General features: G+C 42.2%; 18 protein-coding genes. 7 read left to right on the top strand and 11 right to left on the bottom strand.

The features are described from left to right. Positions 1 to 208 precede the first annotated feature (208 nt). Positions 209 to 3,682 (bottom strand): type IX secretion system sortase PorU, encoded by a 3,474-nt coding sequence (gene porU, locus R8P61_27645; protein MDW3650882.1) that lies wholly within the window; start codon positions 3,680 to 3,682, stop codon positions 209 to 211. Between the two features lie 257 nt (positions 3,683 to 3,939). Between porU and R8P61_27640 the strand changes: the two genes are divergently transcribed. From R8P61_27640 to R8P61_27630, 3 genes are all read left to right on the top strand, one after another. Beyond that, positions 3,940 to 4,554: a hypothetical protein gene (locus R8P61_27640; protein ID MDW3650881.1), complete on the top strand. Its 615-nt coding sequence runs from the start codon at positions 3,940 to 3,942 to the stop codon at positions 4,552 to 4,554. A gap of 66 nt (positions 4,555 to 4,620) precedes the next feature. After that, the gene (locus R8P61_27635; protein ID MDW3650880.1) at positions 4,621 to 5,115 is read left to right on the top strand and encodes a hypothetical protein; all 495 of its coding nucleotides are present in this window, start codon (positions 4,621 to 4,623) and stop codon (positions 5,113 to 5,115) included. A gap of 76 nt (positions 5,116 to 5,191) precedes the next feature. Next, complete coding sequence (locus R8P61_27630) at positions 5,192 to 6,955, top strand: Ig-like domain-containing protein (protein MDW3650879.1); 1,764 nt, start codon at positions 5,192 to 5,194, stop codon at positions 6,953 to 6,955. Here R8P61_27630 and R8P61_27625 read toward each other — a convergent pair. The 6 genes from R8P61_27625 to R8P61_27600 form a co-directional block, all read right to left on the bottom strand. After that, the gene (locus tag R8P61_27625) at positions 6,952 to 7,848 is read right to left on the bottom strand and encodes an EamA family transporter (protein ID MDW3650878.1); all 897 of its coding nucleotides are present in this window, start codon (positions 7,846 to 7,848) and stop codon (positions 6,952 to 6,954) included. The two genes, R8P61_27630 and R8P61_27625, sit on opposite strands and share 4 nt — an antisense overlap. Positions 7,849 to 7,876: 28 nt before the next feature. Beyond that, positions 7,877 to 8,971, bottom strand: a complete 1,095-nt coding sequence (locus R8P61_27620) for a hypothetical protein (GenBank protein MDW3650877.1) — start codon at positions 8,969 to 8,971, stop codon at positions 7,877 to 7,879. A 382-nt stretch (positions 8,972 to 9,353) separates the two neighbouring features. Then, on the bottom strand, positions 9,354 to 11,309 hold the full coding sequence (locus tag R8P61_27615; protein ID MDW3650876.1) for a peptidoglycan DD-metalloendopeptidase family protein: 1,956 nt from the start codon (positions 11,307 to 11,309) through the stop codon (positions 9,354 to 9,356). Continuing rightward, positions 11,299 to 11,910, bottom strand: coding sequence for a fumarylacetoacetate hydrolase family protein (locus R8P61_27610; GenBank protein ID MDW3650875.1), 612 nt, complete (start codon positions 11,908 to 11,910; stop codon positions 11,299 to 11,301). Before R8P61_27610 ends, R8P61_27615 begins: the two co-directional genes overlap by 11 nt. Before the next feature lie 89 nt (positions 11,911 to 11,999). Further along, the gene (locus R8P61_27605; protein MDW3650874.1) at positions 12,000 to 12,416 is read right to left on the bottom strand and encodes a hypothetical protein; all 417 of its coding nucleotides are present in this window, start codon (positions 12,414 to 12,416) and stop codon (positions 12,000 to 12,002) included. A gap of 19 nt (positions 12,417 to 12,435) precedes the next feature. Further along, entirely contained in the window at positions 12,436 to 13,203 is a 768-nt protein-coding gene (locus R8P61_27600) for a geranylgeranylglyceryl/heptaprenylglyceryl phosphate synthase (protein ID MDW3650873.1), read from the bottom strand. 256 nt (positions 13,204 to 13,459) lie between these two features. On the opposite strand from R8P61_27600, the gene R8P61_27595 reads away from it, so the two are divergent. Further along, the gene (locus R8P61_27595; protein MDW3650872.1) at positions 13,460 to 14,872 is read left to right on the top strand and encodes an agmatine deiminase family protein; all 1,413 of its coding nucleotides are present in this window, start codon (positions 13,460 to 13,462) and stop codon (positions 14,870 to 14,872) included. 23 nt (positions 14,873 to 14,895) lie between these two features. After that, complete coding sequence (locus tag R8P61_27590; GenBank protein MDW3650871.1) at positions 14,896 to 15,225, top strand: nucleotide pyrophosphohydrolase; 330 nt, start codon at positions 14,896 to 14,898, stop codon at positions 15,223 to 15,225. A gap of 84 nt (positions 15,226 to 15,309) precedes the next feature. Here the strand turns inward: R8P61_27590 and R8P61_27585 are convergent, their stop codons facing one another. The 3 genes from R8P61_27585 to R8P61_27575 form a co-directional block, all read right to left on the bottom strand. Further along, positions 15,310 to 17,583: a hypothetical protein gene (locus tag R8P61_27585; protein ID MDW3650870.1), complete on the bottom strand. Its 2,274-nt coding sequence runs from the start codon at positions 17,581 to 17,583 to the stop codon at positions 15,310 to 15,312. 191 nt (positions 17,584 to 17,774) lie between these two features. Then, positions 17,775 to 19,169, bottom strand: a complete 1,395-nt coding sequence (fumC, locus tag R8P61_27580; protein ID MDW3650869.1) for a class II fumarate hydratase — start codon at positions 19,167 to 19,169, stop codon at positions 17,775 to 17,777. 148 nt (positions 19,170 to 19,317) lie between these two features. Next, a complete protein-coding gene (locus R8P61_27575) occupies positions 19,318 to 19,749 on the bottom strand; it encodes a hypothetical protein (GenBank protein MDW3650868.1) in 432 nt (143 codons plus the stop codon). A 102-nt stretch (positions 19,750 to 19,851) separates the two neighbouring features. Between R8P61_27575 and R8P61_27570 the strand changes: the two genes are divergently transcribed. Then, entirely contained in the window at positions 19,852 to 20,298 is a 447-nt protein-coding gene (locus R8P61_27570; GenBank protein MDW3650867.1) for a regulatory protein RecX, read from the top strand. 5 nt (positions 20,299 to 20,303) lie between these two features. Here R8P61_27570 and R8P61_27565 read toward each other — a convergent pair whose 3' ends face one another. Continuing rightward, positions 20,304 to 21,584 carry a DUF5706 domain-containing protein gene (locus R8P61_27565; GenBank protein ID MDW3650866.1) on the bottom strand — a complete coding sequence of 427 codons (1,281 nt, stop codon included), beginning with the start codon at positions 21,582 to 21,584 and terminating at the stop codon, positions 20,304 to 20,306. A 108-nt stretch (positions 21,585 to 21,692) separates the two neighbouring features. On the opposite strand from R8P61_27565, the gene R8P61_27560 reads away from it, so the two are divergent. Continuing rightward, a complete protein-coding gene (locus R8P61_27560; GenBank protein MDW3650865.1) occupies positions 21,693 to 22,373 on the top strand; it encodes an FKBP-type peptidyl-prolyl cis-trans isomerase N-terminal domain-containing protein in 681 nt (226 codons plus the stop codon). Positions 22,374 to 22,478 lie beyond the last annotated feature (105 nt).

The raw sequence follows: 22,478 nt of genomic DNA, 5'->3' as shown, positions 1-22,478 counted from the left end.
CTTACTTTAGATTTGGAACAAATATAAACCTTTTCCCAAAAAATCAACATTGATGTGGACAATTTTGTATTTAATAACGCAATTGCTCAAGAAAAAGCTGCGGGGGCAAAAATTTTTACCCTATCCCCTACTTAGCTAAATACGTAGATCCACTCCTATTTAAAAGAATAGGCCTGAATTTAGGTCTCTTTCTTTCCTGGGTTTGAGGCTATTTCCGTAAAAGAACCATTTTATTTACCGTACTGATCTCTTTTCCATTTTCGGCATTTCTCAAATTCACCCGGTAAATATAGATTCCATCGGCAATTTGAGTTCCCTGGTCAGAACGCCCATCCCAGCTCAACTCTTTGTAGTAGTTACCGCTGGCCTGGAAGTCTGCAGTCAGTACTTTCACCAATTGACCCTGAGTATTTAAAATCTCAATCTCCAGTTCCAGATTTTGTCCCGCCTGATTATGTCCGATCTGGAAGCGGGTTTCGTCTATAAAAGGATTGGGATAATTGAGAATTTGGTCCAGGGCCATTACGGCATTATCTGAAACAATAAAGCTGGTCGTCGCTTCAGCAGCATTATTGGCCACATCCCAAACACGGATGCGAAGCTTATGCTCCCCTATAGCCAAATCTCTCAACTGATATTCGACACTTCCCTTTTTGTAGTTATTGATCTCAGCTTCGTAAAATTCATTCAAAATGACGACCTGTGATTCATCTTCATCCAAAACCGCCGTGATCTCATGACCGATACCACTTCCCACCGTATTGATTCCATTCTCGTCAAATATGCGTGCAAAGATTTTGGGATCTTTATCTGTGATTCCTCCATTTACCCAACTGGTATCATTGATGAAGAGCTCAACCGAAGGACCTTGGTCGTCATTGATTGCATTTGCATCGGTTCCTCCCACATAAAAATTGTCATAACATCCTGATCCGTCTATGCTGTCATTGAAAAAATAAACGCGCATGTTTCCAGTTCCATCCTCATAAGAGACATCGATAGGTACAACAAATTCGAATTCAAATTCTCCATCTTCCACAGTCGTCTTTCCACTAAAGATTCTATTCTTCTCCCAACGGAATGTATAATTGGAGAGTCTGGTGGTGAAACGGCTTGGTTTATCAAATACTGTCACATCCATATCTCCAGAGGCATTGATTTGTGCAGTTCCCAGTTCATTTTCCAATACCCCTTTGATGCTTACTTTGGAAAGGGACTTCAAGGAATCTGCTACACCAGGTACTACCTGGCTGCCATTGATCTCTGTGATCCTTGCTTTGAGTTTTGGATAATTTAAAAGAAGTCCGGGATCTCCGAGAAGGGTAAAGTTTCTGGAATTGATGTTTGCCAGATTTCCCCTGACGAAAGTGGCATTTTTCGTCCGCATCATGATTTCTCCCATGGCAGGCATTCTTCCTTTATCCTGATCAAAAGTGAAGGAGTTACGGTAAAAATTTGCATTGAGGGTTTGGTTGGGAGTAGAGTAAACCAAACGCACTGTGGTAAAGAGTGCAATAGCCCCTACATCTTCCATCATCGTCATGATTTCCGCTCCTGATCTTTTCTCCGGATTGTCATAGCGCCCAAACTCACATGTTGCTGTGATGACAGCAGGGAGCTTGTTCACATTCTTCATCTTGATAAGATCCGGGTTTTCCAATATCCTCGAATTGGACCAACCCTGTTCCCCTCCATGACCGGTATAATTCACGATCAATGCCCCTTTATCCAAACCATCTAACAAGGCTTGTCTCCCTTCCGGGAAACGAGTAACTCCTGCTGTGGTGATCATCTCGTAATTATCCATATAGATTTTTTCGAGATGGGTACAGGCATTGGCATCATTGATCTGGCTGCTGTAGCCATTTGCCTGACGAACGTGCGTATTACCTTCGCCTTCTTTGTGATCAGCCACTAACATGATACGACTTCGCCATTCTCCCCTGCCGATTCCATCCGGATCCGTAGCGTACTGAATGATCTTGTCTACAATGATCTGGGCCTGTTCTTTATTTTCTATGGGCAAACGACCAATGGGAATGTCTATCGTATTTACATCAAAACGAACATCTCCATTTATTCCGGATGCTTCTCCCCAAAAACCTTCATCATCTTCCATGATGACAAAGAAGTCATCACTGGTGTAAGAAGAAGTAGGATCCCAGGAATCCCGACTTTGGTAAGTCGGCAGGTAATTGGTAGAAGCGTTTATATTCTGGTTGACATTTTTATAGATATAGGTTCCATCTCCAAACATATTGACGAAGCCCGGAGAAATCCCTCCTGAACGCACCCAAAACATTCGGATAAAATCCCGTATGGCAGTTACGTCCTGCTTTCCACTGGAAAATTCGTTGTATATCTTTTGGACGGTAGTAACCAATGTACTTCTTCCATAATGGGTATTATGGAATTGGGCTAATCTTTCTGCTTCCGATAGAAAAGCAGGATTGGTGATAATTATATAATCTACCAATGGACTTCCATGGAGGTCCTGATTATCGATTCGTTCCGCAGCAATGGGTTCATGCGTTGTAGTTGAAAAAGCAACATAATTCCTGATCCCTTCTGCAGATGCTCCAAACGAAAGTGTATTTCCATTGGCAGTAAATGCTTGTGCTTTTACTGAAGTCGGATCACTAATGTTCCACACCTGATAGGCTGAACCACTATTTGCAATAGAGATATCCGCAATCTGTCCGGCTCCCATCGCATCATCTACGACTGAGAAATGATACATGACCGAATTGCCAGCATCCAGCTCTTTATCATAATCTATTTCAAACCAATCCAGCCAACCTTCAGATCGACTAGAACTCCCTTTATTATAAAAAAGTTCGATGCGCAATGAATCATCATCCGATATAGCGGAAGGAGGGATGACCAGGGAAGCAGCTCTTGACCAATAATGACGGGCCTGATAGTTTCCGATATTGGTTGCCGCCAAATTGACCGTAGAATAGGTATCTCCTTTTGCTTTCACTTGAAAAGAAGAGGCTACATCAGAACGGGCAGAAACTCTTAATGAAACTCGAATGTCTCCGCCGCTTTTCGCGTCGGGCATATAGAAGGAAAAAACACGGCTGGTTGCCAGGTCAAATTTCTCCCCTAACCAAACCCGACCGGATTTAATGAGATTTTCTTTTTCTACCTCATGGTAGTCCATTCCTCTTGAAGCAGGATTGAGGATCGTGGGATTGCTTAGGGATGCGAGTTCTTCTATACGCTTACCCTCTGTTTCACCAATTCTCAGAAAATAGAAATTGGTATCAGAATAGGTATGAAATTTATGCTGAAAACGTTCGGCTTCGGAATTGTAGGCATAGGTATGTGGACCTTCGCCATAAAAAAGCACATGATCCTGTCCACTGAAACTACCATCATCTTCCCCCACAACGCGAATTGCATTTTCTACCAGGTCATCATGTCGATATGCGCTATTGCTCTGGGGAAGAATGCTTCCTCCATTTCCATAAATCTGAATATTTCGAGGATTTATACTGGAAAGGTTTATTCCCAAATCAGAGAAAAAATCTGCGTCAAGCTTATATATGCCTGTTTCGGTTAGTGCAATTTTGTACCAGGTACCATCCTTAAGTACAGAGTTTGCAGCATAGTCCTGAGCAGACAGATGCAGTCCGCCCAGAATAAGGCCAATAATAAGTAAAGACAGTTTTCGCATAATCAAAGGGTCTGCATGGGTAATGGTCCCAAATAAGAAAAAATCTCAGAGATAGCGTGGGTAAAAATAACGCACTAATATACTAATATTCCCAAAGCCTAATATGTAAAGCAGCCGACTTTGTAAAGCGCTCAGGAAAGAATCCACACAAAACAACAGGTAATAAATTATCCAATTTTGCGTAGTAAAACATTCTGAATATCCATAGCTTTAACCCCTGAAGAAAATTATTTGTTTGATTCCTTTTCAAGACTTATATGAAACTCATTCGTTTGCTTTGCCCTTTCGTTCTTTTCACACTCTTTTCTTTTTCTATCCAGGCTCAGGACACAAAGCTCCAAACAGTTCAGGATGAAGAACTGGAGGAACTCCCTCAAAACCTTGAAGCAGAAGAAGAGGCAATGATTTTAGAGAGAATCAAAGCTCGTCAGGAAAGCGCGAGAAATGAGATCAAAAAGGAGATCACTCAATTAGAGAAAGGGAAAATTCAGACTGATGAGCACCTCTTTTATCTAGAGAATCAATTTCAAAAATCCAGTACCGAGTACAACCTCCAAAGCAGGGAATTGCAGCAGTTACAATTGAAAAGAACAAAGCTGCTCAAAGAGATCAGTCAACTCCTGATGGATGACAATACTGAAGAGGAAGATTGGGAAGAAGCTCCCATAGAGGATTCAGAAAAAGTAAGGGCTTTAAATGAGCGGATCAGAAAGCTGGATACCCAAATAGCAGTAATGGAGCTTGCTATCCCACAACAAATTGAAGAACTCGAAGAGCTTGAATCGAATATTGAGGAAAATAATGAATATGCAGACCAGCTGAGAATCCTTGAGCAATCCAATAAGGATTTGCTTAAGAAACTCGAAAAATAGTTTAGCTGACAAAATCATACAGGCCTTGTATCTCAGGATGCAAGGCCTTTTTGTATATTCGGCTCCATGGATAGGCTGCTAACATGGATCTCCTTTATTTCTTTAGGAATAGTCTTCTGTCTTTTCCCTACGCATAGCTCGGCTCAGCAACACAATGGGGAAATCTATCGGACTTTGCTACAGGAAATTGAATCTCTGCATCCCCAGTCTTTTAAATCTATCGAGGGAAGATATTTCAAAGATTATTTACCTAAGCTTATGGTCGATAGTACTGAGCAGGATGTCCTGCAAATCAATGGTTTTAGCATCTTATACAACCCTTTAGGCAAAGGAAGCTACCTTCGAGATATACAGATTCCGATAAACATAAGTGGACAGGAAAGAAATCTGGTGTATCAGGACACCCTTTCCGGTAAAACTTTGCGGAAGATAATCAGGAAGAGTCCGGAGGTATTCAAAGGCGAAGATCCCACTACATTTAGTCGCTGGATAAAGCCTGCCGCCATGATTTCTGGCAGTGTTTTAGGAATTATTGGCCTCTTTTTTATCAGAAGTGGATAAATTGCAGGCGAAAATGAAATAAAAGAATTTGAAGGAAGCCTCACACATATCCAGATTTTCTGCTTTTATAGCTGCTATGGCAGTCCTAAGTCTATTTTGGGCGACTTGTGCCAAGCCTATTTCTCCTACAGGTGGCCCCCGAGATGAAGTCGCTCCCAAGGTGAGTAAAACCGTCCCGGAAAATCAATCCCTGAATTTTGAGGGCAAAGAAATCAAAATACTTTTTGATGAAGCCGTTCGTGCACCGACTTTCGACAAGGAAATATTTATCTCCCCTTTAGTCAAAAGACCCAAGATCATCCGTAGTGATAATGCAAAAAGGATCACGATTAAATTTGTCGAAGATCTTCGGCCTGCAACCACCTATGTTATCACCCTTACAGGGGTGAAAGACAATACGGAAGGAAATGAAATTGCGGAAGCTTTTACCCTGGCATTCAGCACAGGGGATCAGCTGGACAGCATGGAGATCAAGGGGAAAATTCTGAGTCCTGTCGCGGGAACTGGAGAAAAAGAAATGAAAGTACTCCTTTTCGATGCGGATAGTATCAAGGACAATGATTTTCTGGGAATACGTCCTGCCTATGTGAGCAAAGCGAATGAGGAAGGGATATTTGAATTCAAATATTTGCGGAATGCTCCGTATCGAATTTTGGGATTGAATGACGCCGACCAAAGCAATACCTATAGTCAACCTTCCGAGAAGGTAGCAATCATGGAGGATTCCTTACCCAGCTTCAACATCAAGGATACCACCAAAAGTCAAGAGACTATAAATACTCTGTATTCATTCCTCCCGGATGACAGCCCTCCTCAACTCAGGCGTTATCTGTGGACTCACCCTAATACACTGGCTCTGGTTGTGAGTGAAAACCTCCGACTGGATGCCATGAAGCTCTATCGCACAGATACACTCGGACAGGACAGCCTCGAATTGACCGATTATACCCTCTGGAGAAATAAGGCAGATAAAGAGCTGATCATCCATATGCCCATTGCTCAGGAAAATTATAGTCAACTGCATTTTAGTTCTGTTGAGGATAGTTTGGGAAATAGCATGGATAGTGTTTTGCTGGTTAATCCTAATAGAAATCGGGATCCGGAAAACCCTTTATTGAAAAAGCCGGAACTCAATCTGGAAAAAGAAGTCTGGGAACTCCTGCCCTATCGAAAAGTCTTTGAGGCAGATCGAAAATTCTTTGCCTTACGTGATACGGGCTCTGTAGATAGTTTGAGGAAAAGCTATCCCCTGGAATGGGAAGAAGACGGAATAAACATGTGGATTAAACCACCCAAAGATCTGGACCCGGAAAAAGCCTATCGTTTGGAAGTCGATGGTACATTTTTCGAGCAAAGTGATAGCACCCTGAGTGATAGTACCTATGGCTATACGATGAAATGGTTTGATAAGGAAGAGTATGGAACGATCAGTGGAAAGCTCGTTTTCAATGATAGCCTATATCGGGGTCCTGTGATTCTGCAGTTTATGGATAAAAACAAAGTTGTAAGAAGTCTGCAGGATACCGTTTTCAATTTCACCAATATTCCCAAAGGATCTTATACATTTCGCATCATAGCAGATGAGGATCAAAATGGTGTCTGGACACCTGGTTCTATCAATCCTCCTCGATTACCGGAAAAAATTTACCAGGATGCCAATGCCGTTTCCATACGGGAAAACTGGGATTTTGAAGATCATGAAGTCATCATGGGGATTGCTGTTCCCCCTCCACCGAAAGAAGAAACTGCTGAAGGTGCAACAGGTGCTCCGGGCGGTAGAACAAACCCTGGTGGAAGGCCTGGTAGTGGTTCGCGAATTCCGAATGGGAATAGAAACTAGCTCTCCTTGCCCTTTTTATCTAACATCGGATGGATAAAAACGGCTATTAGAATAATAAGAGCCCCTATATAAAAACCCAAATTCAAGTCTTTATCCTCTCTAAAAATCAACCAGGCAAGGATGATTCCATAGACAGGCTCGAGGTTCATCGAGAGCATGGTGATATAGGCCGAAAGATGCTTGAGGGATCGCATATTTAAGGTATAGGCCAAAGTGGTTCCCAGGAGGGAAAGGACAAGCAACCATATCCAATCCCAGCCATTGGGGAGGTAAGGCAAGTCCGGAAAGACTTGCATATAAAAAGGCATGAGTAGCGCAAGGAACAGAACGCCTGCCGCGAATTGAACCGCCGTAATGGAATAGACATCATGGTCTGCTACTGCCTGTTTATTTAGCACGCTCACCAAAGAAATCAACAAGGCTGAGATAAGCGCAAGTATAATTCCGAGGGCATATTTTTCTCCCGTAAATCCAAAAATCATCAGGATACCGCCGATAACAATCAATCCCAGCATGATTTCCAGACGGCGAATCTTTTTCTTGAAAAATATGGGTTCGATGAGTGAGGTGAAGAAAGCTACCGATGCCATGCAGGTAACGGCGATAGACGCATTGGCGTATTTGATGGACTCGAAAAAACACATCCAGTGCAAAGCCATGAGAATCCCTATTCCAGCATATCGGATCAGGGTCTTTTTCGGAAGGGAAAGGCATTTTTTGATCAGTCCGGGAAAGAAACATAAACTGATCAGGGTAATCAGCATTCTGTAAAACGTGATAGTAGTACCCGGCAAAGAAATGAGCTTACCCAGGATGGCTGCAAATCCAAAAAAGAGTATGGAAATGTGCATGTCCAGGTAAGCTCGCTGACGCTCAGTTAAGGCAAGTTTCATTGCCTTCAAAGGTAAAGTACCTCCGCGCCTAATTCAAGCAGCGGGCAATACTTGGAGCAGCCTGACGGCAACTCAAGTTCAGACCGATGCCATTTTTCCCCATTCTTTCCAGAATTTCAGGCCTCAATTCAAGATTACAACTTCCTTCGTATTGGTGAGTCCAATTGATCTGAATATCTTTTCGCTGGATTCCCGCTTTTGCAAGTTCCGCGTATTTATCTTCCAGAAGGTCCAAAAAGTAGCTGAGGTAATCAACAAATGGCTCGCCTTCTTCTCTCACCTTTTTAAGGCTCCAGAAATTGTTGGATTTGAGAATGTAGTGCTCATTGATCCCCAATATTTCTTCTATAGACTTTTCGAGGCCTTCTTCATGGATGATGCTTAGCTCCATCATGGTAAGACCCACTTCTGAATCCGATTCATTCAGCACATCTTTTCGGACAAAAGCAGATTCAAAATGCTGTTGTTCCAAAAGTTCTATGATCACTTTCTCTATATGAACCCTTTTCAAGGAACCGATCAGGATACTGTTTTTATCCCAGAAATAACTCCCTTTCAGGTATTTCCCATTGTTGATCCCGTTTCTGAGCAGGCTTCTCATATACTGGAAGGTCACAAAATTTGCGGTCCATACACTCCCATCATCAAAGCCAATAGTAACTTCGGCCTTCCCTGACATCATCTGCTCCCCCTCTCCTTCTCTTTCGATCCAGATATCTTCAATATCTACATGTCGAGCACTGGGCTTGAGATCTGCCTCTAAAAAGTCATCCCAGGCATCTCCTTTCCAACAGGTAATGCATGGCCGAATTCCATCTTCTCCCAGGCGCAACAAAGTCGCAGGATCAAGTGAAATGTCACAGCTTTCATCATCATAGGCACAATTTATCCATATAGATATATCCTTGCGCTCAATCCCTGTTTTCGCCAGTTTAGCATATTTCTCATCTATGATATCCAGAAAAGATTCCAGTTTATACCACTGGGGTTCTTCATTTTGTTCTTCTTCGAAAAACTTCAAAATAGATCGAGGCTCTTTAGCGGGAGCATGATCCATAATTTTACTCACTTTCTCGTGTTTGCCAGGATCGGTCCAAATTTCCAACCAATAATACGTTTTCATCAACAAGGAAGAATAAAAGTTTTGATTAACAATTCGAATTAGACGATAAATCGAATATTTTCAGAATTGATTATTCTTCATTCTTGACAAACAGCAATGTTAAGGGGAAATGGATTTATTACATTCTTTCGGAACAAAAATGACTGAGGAAGAAAACCATCTATCGCTAGAAGCCATGTACCGTAAAATTCTAATAATCAATTAGTTAATATAGACAGAACATAAAATGGGAGGAAAGCAGCTTCTGCAAGAATAGGTTTCTCTATTCCTTTTTAAGGACATTCCTATCAAGAAGGGAAGGCGGAAGATGTTTCAGAATCTCGTATTTTCTACTTACCCCCAATAAATATCTTTACCTAAAGGAGATTCGATAAGAGGTTTATTATTGGATTCTGATCCTGTATTCTTTGATCTTGACATTGCTGGCTTCATCCTGCACCTGTACTTTCAGGGTATAGCTTCCCGGAGCGGGTCGTTTTCTTCTGAAGTCGTGGGTAATGGTATTGCGTTTGAAATTATATTCGAAAAGCATCCATTCTCCATCCAGGGTGCAGTAGATATCTTCATGAGCTATGCCAGAGAAACTATCATCTACCCGCAAGACCAGATTTCTTTGAGAGCGTGATATGCTGCTTCCATTGCTAAAATTGACTGGCTCGATGATTGGAGCTGTACTATCCGCCATCAAGCTAAAAGATCCAAACTCCCGTGTACTGGCATATACATTATCATCTTCTCCCATAGTATTTCCGAGAAATTTCCATTCTCCTTTGACTTTATGGGCGACTACCAAATGGGTGCGGTCGATTTCCTCTCCTACTTTAAAACTTACCAGATAGGATTTGAATAAGGGTATCTCTTTATCTCCAACCTCATACACATCTCCATACATGCTAGAATTGCCCGGCTTTTTATTTACCTCCAGGTGCAGGGGTTCGAATACGGCATCATAGGGAAACAAAAGCTGAACCCCTTCGTGCTTGACAAGATTATTTTTATTCGGAAGAATCTCTTCCTGAAAGTTCATTTTCAGATCCAGTTTGCCAATATCATCACGGATGACTTTGGGATAGTCATATCGATTGAGAGGAAGTAGAAAGACCATTTTGCCCCCTTTTACATAGGCAGGCATGATGCGCTTACTTTCTCCATATTGGTTTTCGTAGATCAAACCCTCTTCATAACTTTTATGTGCACGGCTGGCAGTCAATCGGAGTACATTCCTTTTGACCTCATGACTTACTCGAGGACTTTGGTAGTAGCTTGGTTTTTGGGCTAAAGGATCGCTCTGATCTTTTTTCATTTTCCCCTGTACCGTAGTTGTATTTCCATGCAGATCATTCAGGACCAAACGAAATTCGTGAACCTGATCATCCTGTAATTCGATCATTCCTCTTCCCAGGTCGTAGATATTCGCAGGGAATTCATTGCCAAAGTCGAGATAGGCTTTTTCAAAACGCTGTCTCTTTTGCTGGTAGTATTGATAATCAATATGGAGATTGATGTATCTTTTTTCGTCAAAAGCGTATTTCCGCAAATCAAACTCATAGATCATTTCTCCATCGAGATACATACGCGCCCGATTGATTCCACAATGATTGCCAGCTGCATTCAGAAGATCATAGGCCCGGTATTCGATGCCTACTCTTCCTTTAACAGAAATGATGGAAGGAATCCGATAATTTCCATTGCTCCCTTCAGGCGTAAGAACCAGTTTTCTGAATTCTCCTCTTACACGTGAATCTGCATCTATGGGTTCAAAGGCTATATTCTGAACTATGGGTTTCTTTGTATCCGAAACATTGGGCTTGTACCAGGCCAGGGGATTCATGATTCTCTCCTCCGGATCTCTGATCTCAAAATGCAAATGAGGGCCAAAGGAGGAACCTGAGTTGCCACTATAGCCAATGAGCTCTCCTTTTTCCACCGTCAATTCATTCCTGCTCAGGTAAATTTCCTGGGTATATTCTTTACTTGTCATTTGCCGTTCGTAGGCATAGTCTTCCAGTTCATCATTGAAGCGGGACATATGGCCAAAAACAGAAAAACGACCATCTGCATGTCTGAGGTAGATGGCTTTTCCAAATCCATAAGGATGGACTTTTATCCGATACACATAGGCATCATCAATAGCATATAAAGGAGCGCCACTTCTTCCCCCGGTTTTGATATCTATGCCCGAATGAAAATGATCGGGCCGCAATTCACCGAATGTGCCGGAAAGTGCACGGTGAGTTTTGATGGGAAATACATAATCATCTTCCTGGGGACCAAAGGCCCAGAATACTAAGGCAAGGGAGAAACAGGCGAAGAGGCTAATCCAGTATTTACCTGACATGAAAATCCATGAGTTTTTGTCCTTCCAAATAGGCTTCAATGTGGTCATCGACCTTGAGAGGTCCTACTCCTTTAGGAGTACCGGTAAAGATAAGGTCACCTTTTTTGACAGTAATAAATTTGCTGATGTAGGCAAGGAGGGTATCAACCTGAAAGATCATGTTGGCGGTGTTTCCCTCTTGTCGGATTTCACCATTGATATCACAGCGAAAATTTACTTTCTGCAAATCCGGAAAGTCTTCGATAGGCAGAAAATTGGAAACCGGAGCCGCATCATTAAATCCTTTTGCCAGGGTCCAGGGCCAACCCTTGGATTTAGCTTTTGATTGTACATCTCTGGCCGTAAGGTCTATGCCTACGCCCACTCCATCTATATAGTCTCGTACAAACTTTTCCTGGATAAACTTCCCTTCCCGAGCTATACGAATCACCATTTCACACTCAAAATGAAGATCTTTGGTGAAGTCCGGATAGTAAAAATCCTTATTGTTCCGCAGGACGGAGGTATCTGGTTTGAAAAAAATCAGAGGTTCATCAGGCACAGGATTATTTAATTCCCGGGCGTGCTCTACATAATTTCTGCCGACACAAATTATTTTCATTGATCTAAAGCTATAAGAAGGTAATGACTGGTAATTTTCAGTCGAAATTACCAGATGCAGCTCTTATCCCAAAATTTCCGTGGATGCTTTTAGTTACAGGGGCCTTTGCTGAGGTCAGCTTTGTTGAAAAGGTCTCGGATGACAGATCCAGGATCTCCTAAAACATATCCCTGTTCAGGGTTCCAGGCCACGACAGAACCTGAGCAATCCGAATTGAGATAGGTCTGTAGTTTATCGGCCTTGTTGAAATTGATGGTCCATACATTGTCTGCCAGAACCAGTTCATAGGCGCCTTTACAGTACTCTCTGTAAATGCCGGAACCTAGGGCACTTTTTTGGGTCCAGTCATTTCTATATGTCATATCTCCCAGGGTCAGTTTATGCCCAGAAGTACAATAGGTACCCTTTATATGGGCCATAACTTCGCCTTCTGTAGGGGGAGTAGGACCGCAGGAAGTAAGAAATGCGAGTCCGATGAGGGTTGTTAATATTGCCAGATACTTCATATATCCGAAGATACTCTTTTTATATTGCTTTCTTTTGGTTTTTTCCGGATTTACAGCTTGCCACAGCTTCCAGGAGTTCAAAACTCTCTCCTTTTTCCAATGCATTTCCAATTACGATCATATCTGCTCCAGCATCCCATATTCTGGATGCATCCTCTACTGAGCGTATACCTCCTCCGATGATGAGAGGTAAGTCAACTTGTTTTGATACTGCAGCAATCATCGGGGAGCTGATACTTTTTTCGGCTCCACTTCCTCCATCCATATAAATGAGTTTCAATCCCAACATCTCTCCAGCCATAGCTGTACAGGCTGCTATTTCCGCTTTATCATAAGGGATAGGTAAAGAATTGCTGACATAATGAGCCGTAGTGGTACGACCTGACTCAATCAACATATAGCCCGTAGGCAGAATTTCCAAGCCGCTCTTTTTCAATTTGGGTGCGGCAATTACGTGTTGCCCGATTAGTAATTCGGGATTTCTTCCACTAATTAAAGAAAGCAAAAGAATAGCATCCGCTTCAGAAGAAATTTGCTGAATGGAGCCAGGGAAAAGTACAACGGGAATATCTGTTTGGCGTTTCAACTCACGGAGAGCTTCATCAATATCCCCATCCACCATCAAACTCCCCCCGAGCAGGAGCATATCAACTTCACAAGCCTCTGCGCGCGTCAAGAATGGACCCAGGTCATGCCTGGAAATATAGTCCGGGTCGAGCAAGACCGCAAAAGCTTTCCGTCCGTAGCTTTTGAATTGATTGAGTTGTGTAAGAAGGGTTTTGTGCATAGGAAGTTTCCTCTTGCCCTGGTCGCTTTAATGTAAGCTTATACTGCGAAATTAAGAAAATTTGGCAGACAGGTACTCTTTTTTGAATCCGATTCTAACAAGCTTAAATTTTGTCTGGGTAGTGCCGATGAAGTCTCGTATATTTCAATTATCCTTGCCTTTTAAAAGATTCTATGCCTCCGTTTCGTTCTAAGAAATAGAATCTGTTACACACATTTTAGCCAAACCTCCTATTAGGCATTCACGTTTTTTATTCATGAAGAAGGCTTTTCTTTTCATTCTTACCCTATTTCTATCCTTTCCTTACGCGCTTTTCAGTCAAAGTCCTGAAAATCCGCCAGCAGTCCGGATGATGGCTGAATGGGAAGAGACCGAATACCTGGTTGTTAGCTGGGCAAGGGAATTTGAAACCTTGCGGGAAATTGTGAGGCATGGAAAAGAGGAAGCTAAAATTCTCATCGTTTGTAGAGATTCGACTTTTGTACAGGATTTTTTGCAAGAAGGAGGAGTCGATCTGGCAAATATTTCCTATTTCCACGCCCCCTTCAATAGCATCTGGACCCGAGATTATGCCGGAGTCAGTGCATACCAGGAGGAAGTGGGAGAGCTACAATTGGTGGACTGGATATACAATCGCCCCAGACCCCATGATGACCGAATGCCGGAAAGACTCAGTAGTAAATTGGAAATAGGCCGGCTGGATATGGAAAAATATCCCAATGATCTGGTACATATAGGAGGAAATTTCATGACAGATGGTAGAGGAGTTGCGCTTTCTACTCGCCTTTTTCTGGATGAAAATGGGGGCCTAAGTCGTTTTGCACATAACTTCAAATCTCCCAAGGATATACAAAAGCTGGTTGAGGAGAGAATGGGTATCTATCAATACCTGACTTTACCCAAACTCCCCTTTGATCCCATCCATCACCTGGACATGCATTTGAAATTCCTGAATGAGGAAACCATTCTTTTGGGACAGTATCCTGAGGGTATCGCAGATGGGGATCAAATAGAAGCAAATCTAAAATACTTATTGGAGCATTTTCCAACTGCCAGCGGACAAGCCTGGAAGATTGTCCGAATTCCAATGCCTGCTGATGGCAGCTATTATCCTGATAGCCCAGGTGCCTGGTACCAGACCTACACCAATTCTGTTTTTGTAAACAAAATGCTCCTGGTCCCTCAGTATGATTCTCCTATGGATAGTGTTGCTTTGGAGATACTGAGAGAAGCGCTGCCAGGCTATAAGGTCATTGGGATTAACTCTATACAGCTTATCAAATCTGCGGGGGCTCTCCACTGTGTTACGGCCAATATCGGAGTTCGTGAACCTCTCCTGATCCAGCATAGTCCTATGGAGGACCAGACATTCGCAAAACGCGATCATTATCTGGAAGCCCGCATAAAACATCAAAGCGGTATCGAATATGCTTCTTTGTATTACAAAACCGAAGATGATCAGCTCTTCAAAGAAGTGCCCATGATTTCCAGTAGCAAAGATCCGGACACCTGGTTTGCCTACATTCCTTATCAAGAGAAAGGCAGTTCGATTCGATATTTCTTCCAGGCCCGTGCATTCTCAGGTAAAGAGATTGTCCGTCCCCTACCAGCTCCCGAAGCCTATTTTGAGTTCCAGGTAAAAGCAGCAAAGGGAAACTTGCCCCGCTAACAAATTTCCTGTTCCTTAGCAGGATGAATCCCTTAGAAAAACTCCAGCAAAAATTGATTGATTTTCGCAACGAACGCGATTGGAAACAATTCCATAATGGGAAAGATCTAGCCCTCGCTCTATCTATAGAAGCGGCTGAACTGAATGAGCTTTTTCTGTGGAAAGATCCTTCGGAAGTAGATCTGCCCAAGCTCAAAGAAGAATTAGCCGATGTCTTTGCCTATGCTTTTCTTATGGCGGATTGTTATGGACTGGATGTGGAAAAAATTGTCGAAGAAAAGATTGTGAAGAATGGGATTAAGTATCCGGTGGATAAGTCTAAGGGATCGAATACGAAGTATAGTGAGCTTTAATGTAGTACTAGGGTGTTTGTGTGTTAGGGGTATTAGAGTAGCTTTTTTATCAGGCTAAAACACAAACACACCGCTAAGACCGTCTTACTTCCTCCTTGCCAACAATCTCGGCATATACAAACTCTGGATCATAGAGAAAGCCTTCTGATTTACTGGATCTTGCAAAGAGCTTGCAATGTCAAGTTTCTCTCTGGAGGTCAGGTGCCAGGACATGGATGCTCGGTCTTCGTTATTGGTTTTGTTGTAGGCGATAGGAATGAATTCCAAATCTCCATCATACCACTCCCGAACAAATTCCAGTAGGTAGTCATTGGACATATCCTTGGCTTCGATCATGGAAGCATAGCCTCCACCGAGAGGCGTCGCCAGTTTGCTAAATATTCCTTCCGGAGAAGGCTCCAAAATGGGATCATCTCGTCGATGATCTCGAATCTGTATGAAGACGATTCCGGAAGTGTTTTCCACAAACCAATCCTTAAATTCAAAAAGATATTTTACTGCTGTCTGGGTTCCATAATTGTCCATGGCTCCGGCATCCAATACCTGCATAGCGGGTTCACTCGGCAATTCTACAATGGGTAGAATAAAGGGAAAGGTTGAATTGAGACGCAAAGCAGTGGTAAAATGCAGGCTGTCCGCAGATTGCGAAGCAAACATTCTCCGAAACTCAACTCCTGAAGAACGAGAAAAAGCTCGATCTGTAATATGATTTGGTCGACTAAGAAAAGAAGCCGGGCTTGAAGAGATATACAGCTTACGCCCCTGATTGATAATGGTAGGTTCCAAAACCACTATGGGAATAATTCCTTCACTTTCCGGCTGGCTGTAATCGCTCAGCTTTCTTCCTGCAAACTCGGGAATATTCTGGGCCAACTGATCATCGAAAGAATAGCCGACTTCCTTTGGATAAACTTTACCCGCTATTTCAACCGACTGATCTGGTAAAATAAGACCGGCATATTTCTTAAAGAATATTCTGTTTAAGAGGTCTTTGGAAATATTTTCTGCATAGCCTTCGTCCTGCAAACAATTGGTTTCTCCTAATTGCCGGCGCCAATACAATTCCCGAAAATAACTCAAACCGTACATGCCTCCGGAAGCGCCCGACATCAGGCGTGTTTCGTCCAGAAGTTCTCCTTCAGACAAACTATCCAGATGCTGCATGACTCTAAAGGTCCAGTAAGCAGATCGTAATCCTCCTCCGGATGCTGTTACAAATATCGCTCTCGGCTTAAATCCTTCTCCATGCTTTTCAACATAGGATGCTTTCCAGTTTTCCAGCATTTCGAGGGTTTTCGCACGATCCTCCTGGTAATTCTCTTCGCTATTCAGCTCTTCCAGATTTTCAAAATCATAGGCAGCAGCTTCTGTTTGATAATCCAGGCCGAAAGCTTGATTTTCTCCGGTAAAAAAGGTTCCATTATTGGCAAAGTAGATCAGCATAGCTGCTCCCAAGAGGGTCAGTATGCCTGATTTTCTAAACCAGAAACCTACAGCGCCTACCATCAGAACCGCCAAAGAAAGTAGGAGAAGAAGGGAAGCTCCTGCCGGGATCTGGAAAACCGGGCTATCATCCAATACACTCAAGACTGCAACCAAAATGAAAATCATCAGCTGGATCAGGATAAGTTTTCCATGATTTTGATTGAGCGAACGAACCAGAGCCCGGAGTTGACGGGGCTTTAAGGCACGTACTTTTCGGATGATGAAAGGAAACTGGATATAACTATCGGTCCGTTGAGGCGTACGAAGTCCTGCTCGTGCTTTACCTAAAATAATCCAACGACTGGCTCTTTCTTTTCGACCTTCTTCAAATTTCTTTTCCAGTTTTTGTCCGAAATAGTGAATCAGGGTCCGGGTAGCGAAAAAGTAAGTGGCTGAAATAAGGAATACAACAAACATCCCCAATACCAGGCCTCCCAGTTTATCAAATAATATCTCACTCAATCCCCCCGATAATCCGGAATGATAGGAACAAAAATTATAAAAATACAATCCCAGGAAAATGAAGGGAATGATAAAATTGTTGTAGGAGAAAGTATAGAAAGGGCTTCTACTCAAGGCCACAAAGTGAAAGCGATAACTTTCATTTATATAGAAAGTGATCATGTAGGCAAAGAGGAACATTCCTAATGTTGAACCCAGAATGAAAAAGCTCCAAAAACTTTCGGCCCCCATATATTCGGGTTCCAAAAAAAGATACGCAGCTCCAAATCCTTCACCTAAAGAACCGGACATTAGCAGCAATAGGAGGACCCAAAATGAGAGCAGGATTTTATGTTTATGAAGTTGACGTATCAACAACCTCACCGGAAATGAGTAAAATACTGCGTCTGCTATTTTGGAGAGGTTTCCCATTTAGAAAAAAAGCTTCATTCACATAAAATATCTTCTTTTCACCTTTGAGGCGAAGCTTATTGTTGAACAATATTACCTGGGTAGTAGGGACGTTAGCTAAAGAGGAAAAAAATACTGCTACCGCACAAAGGCAGTAGCAGCATCCTTATAACTTTATTACGAAGAATTTGAGGCTGAAGTTGGCTCAAATCCTAATTTTCTCCTACCATTTTTTCAGGCACAACGATTTTATCAAATTCTTCAGAGTTGAGATATCCCAACTTAATCGCTGCTTCTTTCAAGGTGCTGTCTTCTGCAAACGCAGTTTTAGCAATTTTTGCAGCTTTATCGTAGCCAATATGTGTATTTAATGCTGTAACCAGCATCAAACTATTGTTGAGATTTGCGGTGATTCTCTTTTGATTGGGTTCAATTCCAACAGCGAGGTTGTCATTGAAAGATTCGCAGGAATCGCCTATCAATCGAGCTGACATCAAGACATTGAAAACCATCATGGGCTTGAAAACATTGAGTTGGAAATGGCCATGCGAACCTGCTACTGCTACGCCTGCATCATTTCCGATTACCTGAGCACAAGCCATAGTCAAAGCCTCTGCCTGTGTAGGATTTACCTTACCCGGCATAATAGAAGATCCCGGCTCATTTGCGGGAATGTTGATTTCTCCAATTCCACAACGAGGACCAGAAGCTAATAGGCGAATGTTGTTGCCTATATTCATCAAGCTAACTGCCGCTCTTTTCAAGGCACCAGAAGCCTCCACCATCGCATCATGTGCAGATAGAGCTTCGAACTTATTTTCGGCACTAACGAAAGGATGTCCTGTGAAAGAAGCAATATGCTCAGCTACTCTATTTGCATATCCTTTGGGTGTATTTAGTCCGGTACCTACAGCTGTTCCTCCCAACGCAAGCTCAGATAAATGTTTGAGACAATCTTCTACTGTTTCGATACTTTTCTTTAGCTGAGCCGCATAGCCAGAAAATTCCTGCCCCAAAGTCAAGGGTGTAGCATCCATGAGGTGCGTACGACCGATTTTAACAACCGAGCTAAAGGCCTCTGCTTTGGTAGCCAGGGTCGCATGTAGCTTGCGCATGCGTGGCAAGGTATGGTCTACGATCATGCGGTAGGAAGCAATGTGCATAGCCGTAGGAAAGGTGTCATTTGAGGACTGAGACTTATTCACGTCATCATTGGGATGCATCGGGCTTTTGCTGCCGATCTCTCCTCCCATAATTTCGATAGAGCGATTTGCGACCACCTCATTTACATTCATATTGGATTGGGTACCAGAACCGGTTTGCCAAACCACTAGAGGAAAATGCTCATCATGCTTTCCGGCTTCAATTTCCTCGCACACCTGCTGGATAACTTTGGCTTTTTCTTCGGAAAATCCTGCCAACTCAGAATTGGTAAGTGCCGCAGATTTTTTCAAGACAGCAAAGGCCCTGATTACTTCCATCGGCATTTTCTGACCACCGATTTTAAAATTTTGAAGAGAACGCTGGGTTTGGGCCCCCCAATATTTCTCAGCAGGAACCTGAATCTCGCCCATGGTATCTTTTTCTATCCGAAAAGCTTGAGACATGAATATGAGTATTTATGGTTTGAATATATGATTGATGAGGAAGTACGAGATCGACTTCCTTTGGGCTGCAAAGGTAAAGTTTTTCCATGAAAAAAGGCGCCTCTAAAGAAGCGCCTGTATTTCTTGTTTGCGATGTTTCTTTCAATCTCTAATTGAGGAAGACATTGTAGAAATCTCCTTCTCTCAAATATCGAAACCTGATCTGGTCTTCTTCCAGCAGGAGGATATCCAAAAATAGCAATCTTGTTTCTCCATTTATATCCTTTTCGTCAAAGGTGATTTTCACCTGCTCATTCACACTCGCCAATTCCCAACTCCCTGTTTCTGAAAATTCATCCTGGTCTACCATTTTGATGGTCCAGGTGAGCTTACCTTCTTTCGTAAATACCATATTGAATCTTTCATAAAGATCTGATTCATCAATGTTGTTACGAGCGATGGTTTGGAAGTTCCAATCATTGCTTACGCGCTCTGTTTTTGAACGAAGGCTGAAATTGGGCCCTTCTTCATACTTTCTGCATGAGGTGCCGAGTATGGCAACAAGGACTATAGCGATAAGTAAAAATCGTGTCTTAAACATTATTTGGAATTTTGATTGCCGTTCAAATATAGTAAACTGCAAAGTGAAACAGATTATTTTCTTTTTTTAAATAATTTAAAAAGCGGAGCCTAAACTTTCTTTATGAAAAACAGGGATATCCTTCCCCGTATATATAAGTATTGTGCTTACCAGGATCGTTCCCGCAAGGAAATTGAAGAAAAATTGATTTCTCTGGAAGTTGAGCCGAAAGATATTCCGGAAATTATGGAACTTTTAGCGGCTGATCGGATGTGGGATGAGGCTCGTTTTGCTCGCAGTTTTACCCGTGGGAAATTTACAGTAAAAAAATGGGGCCGAACGAAAATCCGCTATGAATTGAAAAAGAAAGGTGTCAGTGATTCCCTCATAGCAGAAGCCTTTTCCTCAGAAATAGAAGAAGAGGATTACCTGAAAATTTTGGAAGGTCTAGTTGAAAAGAAACAAAAACAATGGGCTGCCATTGCTCCTTTTGAAAGTCGCCAGAAGATCATTCGCTACCTACAAAGCAGAGGCTATGAATGGGATATGATTATGCAAATTCTGCCTTAAGCGGATCAGCTACTAAAGAGATAAGGAACCAAATATGCAAGCATGGCCACCATTAGAGAGACAATGATCCCGTACATAAATATGTTGTAAGCGATTCGCAGATATTGGAATTTCTTCGCCAGTACTTTCCCCAAGAAGAAAAGGTCCTTCGACATACTCCCATATAGATATTCAGCATCTTTCATCATTTCCCCTACTCCCCATAAATAATCATCCAGGGGCATCCCATGATAATTTCCAAAGAAAAGCAGATTGGTTTTCTTCTGGATAATGTCTTCTCGTGTAAAAACCCCGGAATTTACTTTGGGTCGGGTAGCAAGAATCGCAAAAATGATCGTTGCCATACAGACAATGATGACAGCCATTATGGGAAAGGCAATGATGTTATCCAATTCCTTCAACTCCCCAATTCCATTGATCACCTCGGTAAAAATAATACCCATCAATAAGGTACTAATGGAAAGCAAGATGTTTGCCTTATTATCCGCGATAGAACTCAAGGCAATATGGGTACGATAGGTTGTCCGGTACATGGTTTCGATCCCACGATCCGGGCGGAGCTGCTCGGTTTTCTTGAGCTTATTCTTAGTCTTTGTCAGCTTCTCTTCCAGGCTATTCACCTGGATTTCCAGCGCAGCTCTTGACAGGCGGTTTTTCTTTTCCTTCTCTTTCTGCACTTTGTTTTTAGCTTTTTTGACTTTCTTTTTTAATAGCAAGGTATTCTCAGACTTGTACTGCCCAAATTTCTCATTGGCGTACTGTGTGTAGTAGTCGTGGTCACGATAGAACTTGTAATTTAATTTGTCCCATGACTCATCCGTGTACACGGTATTCTTAAAATGCTCGTATTCATTTCTTAGTTCCTCTGTATAAACCAGTCCTTTGGGACTACCCAGATGAAACATATCTGCATCCTTGATAACCTTTTCCAATAGAGTCTCAGGCATCACCTCTAATTCTGTTACTTCTATCAATCTGCTTACCGTTTTGATAAGCTCCTCATCTGCATTCTTAGAACGAAGGTATTCTTCGGCTATTCTTATGCTTTCTTTCTCATGTCCATCATAATTGTGCAGGTACCCTACATCATGAAACCAGGCTGCTAGTTTCAGGCGATAGATTTCTTCAGCATTCACTTCACTCTGTTGTGAAATTTCTTCTACCATCTTTACCACATTTTTCGTGTGGTCAAGGTTATGGTAAGTCAGGTTCTCGGACAGATGCTCATCAAGCATCTCTGTTACAAAGGATTCGGCGTTTTTTAGCAATTGCAAGTCCATGCTCATAATGCCATTAAGTTAATGACTAAAAACTAAGATCAAAAATACTGCTTTATACTTTAGCGGAAGCCGATCTTTTACTATTTTGTCGCTTCGATAAGCAGTTTAGTATAAATGTTGCATCGTTTAACCTTACTGATTTTCCTGACATTCGGATTATTTGCCTGCAAAAGTGAGCATCCGGATAATGTCCAAATAAAAACAAGCATAGACAGTGTTTCCTATGCCTTGGGTGCTGACATTGCCCGACATTATATGGATCAGGGCTTATCTCTCAATTCCAATCTCATTTATCAGGGATTTCGTGATAAATACCAGAAGGATTCCTTAAAACTGAGCGATAAACAGATCGAAATGATTCTGGATTTCTACGCAGCTCAACTCAATGGGGATAATCAGGAAGCCCTCGAACAAAAAGCCCGGGTGAATCAAAACCTTCAAAGAGACTTCCTTAGCCAAAATGAGTTAAAGGAAGATGTCTTGACGCTTGCCAGTGGACTACAATATAAGATACTGGAAGAAGGCAATGGAAATCCCCCCCAAATCAATAATACAGTAAAAGTTGATTATCAGGGTCGCCTCCTAAATGGCGAAGTCTTTACACCTCCTGGTATCCGCGAATTGGAACTCTCGGAAATGATTCCGGGTCTGCAGGAAGCCCTGACTTTGATGAAGCCTGGAGACCACTGGGAAGTCTACATACCTTCTGAACTTGCCTGGGGAGAAGAGAGTCGTTCTCAAATCCCTCCCAATTCCTTGCTTATCTTTGACCTGAAAGTTTTGCAAATCCTTTAAAAAAAAGGCCGTTTACAAAACAAAAAATCAAGAATACTGCTTTCCTCAAATTGAATTGTTAATATCCTCTTTTATCAGGATATTTAAGGCTTGATTATTTTAATC

Source organism: Bacteroidia bacterium, from assembly GCA_033391075.1.
Taxonomy (GTDB): domain Bacteria; phylum Bacteroidota; class Bacteroidia; order J057; family J057; genus JAWPMV01.
Note: the sequence above shows the minus strand (reverse complement) of the source record. Positions and strands in the feature narration are given on the sequence as shown.